This window comes from Desulfosporosinus acididurans (assembly GCF_001029285.1).
Classification (GTDB): domain Bacteria; phylum Bacillota; class Desulfitobacteriia; order Desulfitobacteriales; family Desulfitobacteriaceae; genus Desulfosporosinus; species Desulfosporosinus acididurans.
On record NZ_LDZY01000023.1, the window covers coordinates 21635 to 29653 of the forward strand.

An 8019-nucleotide genomic window follows, 5' to 3' on the forward strand; every position below is an offset into this window, starting at 1 on the left:
GGATCTATGGGAATCGAAGATAAAGTATTAAAAAAGCTGGATTTTCCCAAAGTTTTAGAACGTTTGGCCGAATATTGTCTTCTTCCAAGAGCGAAGGAATTAGCTGAAGGGTTAACCCCAAAGGTTGATTGGGAAGGTGTGCGTCTTGGACTCCAAGAAACGAATGAGGGAAAAAATCTTTTGCGCGGGAACCCCCTCTTTTCTGTTCGCGGCGCTAAAGAAATACGGCCTTACCTTGAACGTTGTTTACGCGGAGGGATTATTCATGGCGAAGAATTGCTTGAGATCCGGGACACCTTACGGGTTGGCAGAAAACTAAAACAGTACTTCCAGGAATCTCAGGCGGAGTTTCCTGGATTATGGGAGATCACTCTTTCAATCGAGAGTCAAAAACCTTTGGAGGATGAAATTTCCCGTTGTATTACCGAGGATGGCAAGGTCGCAGACAATGCATCCTCGGAATTAGCGGAATTACGCCGTGCTCTATATCGTCTGCAGAATCGCATTCGGGAGAGTCTGGAAGGGACACTGCGTAACCCTGCTTATCAAAAAATGCTGCAGGACCCTATCATTACCCAGCGTTCGGATCGCTATGTTATTCCTATAAAACAGGAATATCGTTCGGTTTTCCCGGGTATTGTCCATGATCAATCGGCCAGTGGTGCAACGTTATTCATTGAGCCCATGCCGGTTGTCCATTTGGGCAATGAATTGCGGGAAGTAGTTTTAAAGGAACAGCGTGAGGTTCAGCGTATTCTTCAAATGCTCTCTGCCCAAATTGAGGCACGAGCAGAAGCGGTGGCAGATCTTCATGAAGCCCTGGCAAAACTCGATTTCGTCTTAGCTAAAGCGAATTTAAGTATAACAATGAATGCGGGAGTACCTGAATTAGTTCCTAAACAACAATTAAAGCTGGTGCAAGCCCGTCACCCTCTGATCAGTGGTACCGTCGTTCCTCTCTCTGTTGAATTGGGGATTGAGTTTGATACTTTGGTTGTTACCGGGCCAAATACCGGAGGGAAAACTGTGGCTTTAAAGGTTGTCGGCCTAATGGCGGCAATGACTCAATCTGGCCTGCATATCCCTGCGGAGAGAGACTCTTGCATGGGGATCTTTACCCGGATTTTTGTAGATATTGGGGATGAACAAAGTGTCGAGCAGTCTCTGAGTACTTTTTCCGGTCATATGAAAAATATCGTTGATATTATTCAGCGTGCCGATGAGCAGTCATTGGTCTTACTTGATGAAGTTGGTGCCGGGACAGATCCGACGGAAGGCGCGGCCTTAGCCATGGGTATTCTTGAGGAGCTGCATTCAAGAGGATGCCGGACAGTTTCTACGACCCATTATGGGGCACTCAAAACCTTTGCCTACGAAACGCCGCGTGTAAAGAATGCTTCGGTAGAATTTGATACGGAGACCTTGCGCCCGACGTATCGTTTATTAATTGGAATTCCGGGTAAAAGTAATGCTTTTACCATTGCCAGAAGACTTGGCCTAAGTGAGCGGGTTCTTGAGCGGGCTAATACATTTGTAACCGAACGGGAAATGCAGGTTGCTGATCTCATTGAAAATCTTGGCGAGACACATCGGGAAATTGAGCTGGAAAAACAAAAGGCCCAATCCGGAAGGCAAGCGCTGGAACTGCAAGCAAAGGCTCTGGAAGAAAAGTCACAACGTTTAGATGAAGACTATGAACTTCTAATGACCTTGGCGAAAGAGGAAGCTGGTGAGCTGGTTCGTGAAGCAAAACGTGAAGCGGAAGCAATTATTGCCGAGTTAAAAGAAGCTCTCAAGAAGGAAAACAAACAACAACAGGACATTGAAAAGGCGCGCCAGGGTTTTCGCCGGGTTTCCAATAAACTTGAAAAAGGACGAGCGACTGAGCATACCGGCGGTGGTTTGAAACCAGATCAGCTTAAGCCGGGACAGACGGTTATGATGACAAAACTCAGGCAGAAGGGTCAAGTGCTGAAGCTCCCCAATGCCAGCGGTGAAGTCCTTGTTCAAGCGGGTATCATGAAAGTAATAGTGCCCTTAACAGAATTAAAGTTGGCTCGGGAAGAAAAGACAACTCCGCCCAGAAGTTCCCGCAAAGGAAATAGTCTTGGACTGCAAAAGGCGGAAGAGATTCGAAGCGAGATTGACCTGAGAGGAATGTTAGTCGAACAAGGTACTGAAGTCTTGGATAAGTTTCTTGACGATGCAGTTTTAGGTGGTGTCGGTCAAGTCTATGTAATTCATGGCAAGGGAACAGGCGCCATGCGGGCAGGAATTCAGGATTTTCTGCGAGGGCATCCTCATGTGCGCAGCTATAGGCTCGGCGAATATGGAGAAGGGGATTCAGGGGTTACAGTCGTTGAGTTGAAGTGAACACATTGAAAAAGGTTGTAGCAAACTTTCGAAAGTTTGCTACAACCTTTTTGTTTAGCGTTGATCCCGGCTTCGGAATTTGTGGTTGATAGTTTTAGTCAGTTATCGTTAATTTTACACTTCCCGAAGACGGTCCGACTCCTGAGCCATTGGGATTCTGGAAAGCGGCCCAGAAGATGTAGTCACCAGGTATGGGAGGCTTCCCGTTGTCTGAGAGTGAAATAGAAATGGAAGTTTTAGTGGAGTGGGAGGCGTTTATTGGGAAGCTTTCTATGGTACTCTGACCTGAACGTTGAAGATAAAAAATCGTTGAATTGTTTTCACTGTTAGCAGGAACCGTCATGGGTATAACTGCTGTATAGGTTTTGGGGTCATAGTTAACTTGACCTAGGGAAGGTTTAGGGAGGGTGGAGAGGGTTGGGTCTACTTGAGGGTTTGTGTTTGCATCTGGAACATTTGAGTTAGGGTTGGTCGAATTAGCTGTTGTTGAATCAGGAGCGGTTGAATTTAGATCATTTGAAGTCCCCCCTGACCCCGTTATTCCACTTGGCGGTCGGTAGGGGGCTTCGCTGGGGGGCCATATCCAAGAGGGGGAGCGATTCGGCAGATTAAGGAATGTTTTTGCAATAACATTCTTTGTTGAGGCGTTTGCTAAGATGTCAGGGTTATCTGCATCGACGTTCTTTTGAACCCAAACATCACTGACACGAGTGGGGAAATCCCCTTGGGCGGCTATTTCGGTGCTAATAAACTGGGGTGGAGTTAAGTTGCTTGGAAGAAGACCGGATTTTGTATCGAATCGTCCGCTTACAATCCCGGCAGGTTCTTCAAACTTCGTTTGAACAGGAAGATCTTTAAGAGCGACAGTCATCACCTTTTTCCAGATTTGGGCCGGATAACTTCCGCCATAGACATTGTGTAAATAATGTTTACCGTCAGGGTCAGAATCGTATCCCATCCAGACAATTCCTGTTATGTTGGGAGTATAGCCGGCAAACCAGGCATCCGGATTGCCAGACTTATTGCCGTATTTATTAGGATCCAACGATGTGGTCCCGGTTTTTCCGGCAATAGCCCAGTTTCCTATTTGGGCACTATAGGCCGTACCGTCCGTAACAACACTGCGCAGCATATTGTTTATAATATAGGCTGTTGTTTCTTTCATGACCCGGGTTTTCAATATTTTAGGACTAATAATCGTATTTTCTTTAGAATCAAGAACCTTCGCTATTGCATGTGTCGTTACTTTTACTCCGTTGTTGGCATAAACTCCATAAGCAGATGCCATATCTAAAGTAGATACTTCCGGTGTCCCAAGGGCAAGACTAAGGACACGGTCTTTGTCCTCAAGCGGTAAGCCTAACCTATCTTTGGCAAACTTCCAACCATAATCTACTCCAATGAGATTAAGAAGTTTGACAGCATAAACGTTTACCGAATCTTCCAGGGCGTAACGCATAGTAATTAAGCCCTTCCAGCCTTTGTCAATGGTATCAAAATCCGTAGGAGTCCAAGCTTTACCGTTTCCGCCATTATAGCTGACAGGCATATCATCAAGCACTGTCCCGGGGAAATATCCGCCTTTTTCGATGGCTGGACCATAAACAGCTAAAGGTTTGATCGTAGATCCGGGTTGCCGTTTGGATTGCCAGGCTCGATTTAAGCCGCGGGTTGTATATTCCCGCCCGCCAACCATCGCCAGTATCCCGCCAGACGTTGGATCAATGACTGTCATAGCGCCTTCCACTTTTGTGTTATCAATTCCTCGCGGAAAATTTGAGGGGTCGGCAAAAGCAGATTCTGCGGCGCTTTGGATTTTCGTATCAATGGTTGTATAAATCTTCAATCCGCCGCTGTAAATTTGATCTGGAGTTAAGTTATAAGTAGATTCCAACTCTTCGACTACATAATCAATAAAATAAGGGTATTTGTAATTTGCAGTGGATATGGCAGTGTTTTCAGCCCCACCTTTTTGTTTCATAGTATCGACATAAGTAAAAGGAGCATCTTTGTATTGGTCGTATTGACTGGCAGTAATCAATCCGGCATCTTTCATGACTCCCAGTACAATATTACGGCGATTTTTGGCTGCTTCAGGATGAATATAAGGGTTATATTGGCTCGGAGCTTGGGGCAGCCCTGCTAAGAGAGCGATTTGATCCGGTGTCAGATTCTTGAGGTCTTCGCCAAAATACGTTTTGGCTGCAGCTTGGATTCCGAAGGAGGATTGCCCTAAAAAAATCTTATTGAGGTAGAATGTGAGAATTTCGTCTTTGGTATATTCGTGTTCGAGTTGAAGTGCAATAATAGCTTCTTGAACTTTACGGGTCAGGGTTTTGGCCGTAGGGTCTTCAATAAAGGCATTTCTGGCAAGTTGAACAGTGATGGTGCTTGCTCCTTCTTTAGCACTTCCCGAGCGGATGTCATTTACTGCTGAACCAATAATTCGAATAGGGTCGATCCCAAAATGCTGATAAAAACGTTTGTCCTCGACTGCTACAAATGTTTTTTTAACAAGATCTGGGATTTCTGATGATTGGACGACTTGGCGGTTAACTCCCCCGTACAATTGGGCTATTTGTACGTTATTCTTGTCGTAAACATAGGAGGTTTGCTTTTGGTCGTTTAGTGCACTGGGATCCCATTTAGGCGTTTGTGCGGCAACAATCCCAACAAAAATTCCTCCACCAATGATTGCTAAGAGCATGAGAGTAAGAAAAAGCTTAAAAACAAACCGAAATTTCGATGGACGACGCCTTTTTCGAGGACTTGTTGATCTTCGAGATGATGACATGATTGAACCTCCTCCGAAAAATATGAGGTTTTAGATACCTGATATAATTCTTTGAATTATATCATACTTCTGCAATCCTAAGGAAATTCTAATTCTGTATAGGTATCTGACAGGTCGATATAGTCGGTTGCATATCGAATTACGAAAAGGTATAATATAATAATATAAATATATATTGTGAATGGTATGATTGAGAAGAAGCTTGGCAGAAGGTATTAGAGAGTCGGTGGCTCGGTGCAAACCGACCCGGAAACCAAGGGTTACACCTCAGGACTAGAGTTAAAAGCTCTCGGAGTAGTTCCGTTAAAGCTACAGAGCTGGGTGCCCGTTTCGCTGCAGAGAAACGGCATCAATGTGGGTGGTACCGCGGAGCATTTTCGTCCCTCAACGTTAGTTGAGGGATTTATTTATTTAATTAAATGATTCGGGAGTTGAGAGCATTTACAGAGTAAGAACTCTAAGTATTTTATCCCGCACGAAGAGCTAAAAATATTTTTGGAGGTATAATTATGGATTTGTTTCAAGACTTGAAAGATCGAGGGCTTATTTATCAGCATACGGATGAACAATCGTTACGTAAACGATTAATGTCAAGACCCATTTCATTATATTGTGGTTTTGATCCTACTGCCGATAGTCTCCATATTGGAAGTCTGCTGCCTATATTAATATTGAAGAGATTTCAGCTAGCAGGGCATAAGCCTATTGCCTTGGTCGGCGGAGGGACGGGGCTGATTGGTGATCCAAGCGGCAAAGCTTCAGAAAGAGTACTCAATCCCCAAGAAATTGTAGAAGAATGGGCTGATAAGATAAAAGCTCAGTTAAGCCGTTTTTTGGATTTTGAAAGAAAAGACAATCCGGCGGTTATTGCCAATAATTACGATTGGCTCGGCTCTCTTCAGGTCATAGAATTCCTGAGAGATATTGGTAAGAATTTTCCTCTAGGAAGTATGTTAGCTAAAGAGTCGGTTGAAACACGAATGAGTAAAGGGATTTCCTATACAGAATTCAGCTATATGATTTTACAATCCTACGACTTTATGAAGCTGAACGAATTATATGGTTGTGAACTTCAAGTGGGAGGGAGTGACCAATGGGGGAATATCACGGCAGGCATCGAGCTAATTCGTCGAACTTCTGATGAGCAGGATAAGGAAATGTTTGGTTTGACCATGCCCCTCGTCACCAAAAGCGACGGGGTCAAATTTGGGAAAACTGAGGGCGGTGCAGTTTGGTTAGATCCTAAAAAGACTTCGCCCTATAAATTTTATCAATTTTGGTTAAATACTGATGACCGGGATGTTATTAAATTTTTGAAATACTTCACGTTCTTAACAATTGATGACATCAATGCTTTAGCTCAAGACTTGGAAAGAGAGCCCGAAAAGAGAAAAGCCCAGCGAACTCTGGCAAGTGAGGTAACAAGCTTGGTTCATGGTCAAGAAGCTCTTGCTCGAGCAGAGAAAATAACGAATGCTCTTTTTGGAGGGGGACTAAAAGGTTTATCCGCTTCCGAGGTTGAAGAGGGATTTAGTGATGTCCCCTCTGCTGCGATTGATAACACTGATATAAGTTTTGTGGATTTATTGGTCCAAGCGGGGGTTGTCTCCTCAAAGCGTCAGGCCAGAGAATCTATCGAGAATGGTGCTATCTATGTCAATGACCTTCGCTGCAATGATTTAGAAACCTCTGTATCACAATTGGAACGTTTAGATGGGAAATATCTTATTGTTCGGCGAGGGAAAAAGAACTATTATCTTATTAAATTTGGGCAATAACTCTGCTGAGTTGATTGAATATCCATTGGATCAATTGGTAATGTCAATTGAAGGACCTACCCTCACTTATAGGAGGCCACTGAAAAACTTTATCTTCGAGAAGGTCAACACCATATATAGTGCTGACTTTCTATTTTACCTACTGTATATGGTGGTTTTGAATACCCAAGCAGTAGATTTCCCTAGATTTTCAGTGGCCTCACTTATAGAAGTGGGGGTCTTAAAAACTGGATAAAAAGTAGTAACGAAATTTTCATTTACCATATTTTGCATAGGGTTTTTTCGAGGAATTGCAAAAAAAAATATTGACAAGATAAAAATGAAATGTTAATATACTTAAGTGCCGCGAAACAAAACGCAAACAACACAAAATTAAGCGGACATTCTGATCTTTGAAAACTAAACAACAAGGACAGCCAATGAGAGAAACTCGGAAGAGTTTCAAAAGAATCATGGAATCATGAGCAAGTCATCATCTTCTTTAAGGAAGTTGAAATAACTTTTTTGGAGAGTTTGATCCTGGCTCAGGACGAACGCTGGCGGCGTGCTTAACACATGCAAGTCGAACGGAGAGAATTCTAAGTTTACTTAGAAGGATCTTAGTGGCGGACGGGTGAGTAACGCGTGGGTAACCTACCCAACAAACCGGGACAACCCTTGGAAACGAGGGCTAATACCGGATACGCTTATAGGTTGGCATCAACGTATAAGGAAAGGCGGCCTCTGAATATGCTGCCGATGATGGATGGACCCGCGTCTGATTAGCTAGTTGGTGGGGTAAAGGCCTACCAAGGCGACGATCAGTAGCCGGCCTGAGAGGGTGAACGGCCACACTGGGACTGAGACACGGCCCAGACTCCTACGGGAGGCAGCAGTGGGGAATCTTCCGCAATGGACGAAAGTCTGACGGAGCAACGCCGCGTGTATGATGAAGGTCTTCGGATTGTAAAGTACTGTTTTTAGGGGAAAGAACGGTTTCTTCAGGAATATGGAGGAGACATGACGGTACCTAAGGAGGAAGCCNCGGGCTAACTACGTGCCAGCAGCCGCGGTAATACGTAGGGGGCGAGCGTG

Annotated in this window: 4 protein-coding genes and 1 rRNA gene; 4 read left to right on the top strand and 1 reads right to left on the bottom strand. The window is 44.3% G+C overall.

What is annotated here, in order from left to right; all coding sequences use genetic code 11:
- Positions 1–6: 6 nt before the first annotated feature.
- Positions 7–2373 carry an endonuclease MutS2 gene (locus DEAC_RS20815; protein WP_047812016.1) on the top strand — a complete coding sequence of 789 codons (2367 nt, stop codon included), beginning with the start codon at positions 7–9 and terminating at the stop codon, positions 2371–2373.
- A gap of 94 nt (positions 2374–2467) precedes the next feature.
- Here the strand turns inward: DEAC_RS20815 and DEAC_RS20820 are convergent, their stop codons facing one another.
- Entirely contained in the window at positions 2468–5167 is a 2700-nt protein-coding gene (locus tag DEAC_RS20820; protein ID WP_047812017.1) for a transglycosylase domain-containing protein, read from the bottom strand.
- Between the two features lie 234 nt (positions 5168–5401).
- Here DEAC_RS20820 and DEAC_RS20825 point away from each other — a divergent pair, with 234 nt between their 5' ends.
- The 3 genes from DEAC_RS20825 to DEAC_RS23995 all read left to right on the top strand — a co-directional run.
- Positions 5402–5590 (top strand): hypothetical protein, encoded by a 189-nt coding sequence (locus DEAC_RS20825; RefSeq protein WP_047812018.1) that lies wholly within the window; start codon positions 5402–5404, stop codon positions 5588–5590.
- An 86-nt stretch (positions 5591–5676) separates the two neighbouring features.
- Positions 5677–6945, top strand: a complete 1269-nt coding sequence (tyrS, locus tag DEAC_RS20830) for a tyrosine--tRNA ligase (protein WP_047812019.1) — start codon at positions 5677–5679, stop codon at positions 6943–6945.
- 501 nt (positions 6946–7446) lie between these two features.
- A 16S ribosomal RNA gene (locus tag DEAC_RS23995) occupies positions 7447–8019 on the top strand; the annotation flags it as partial.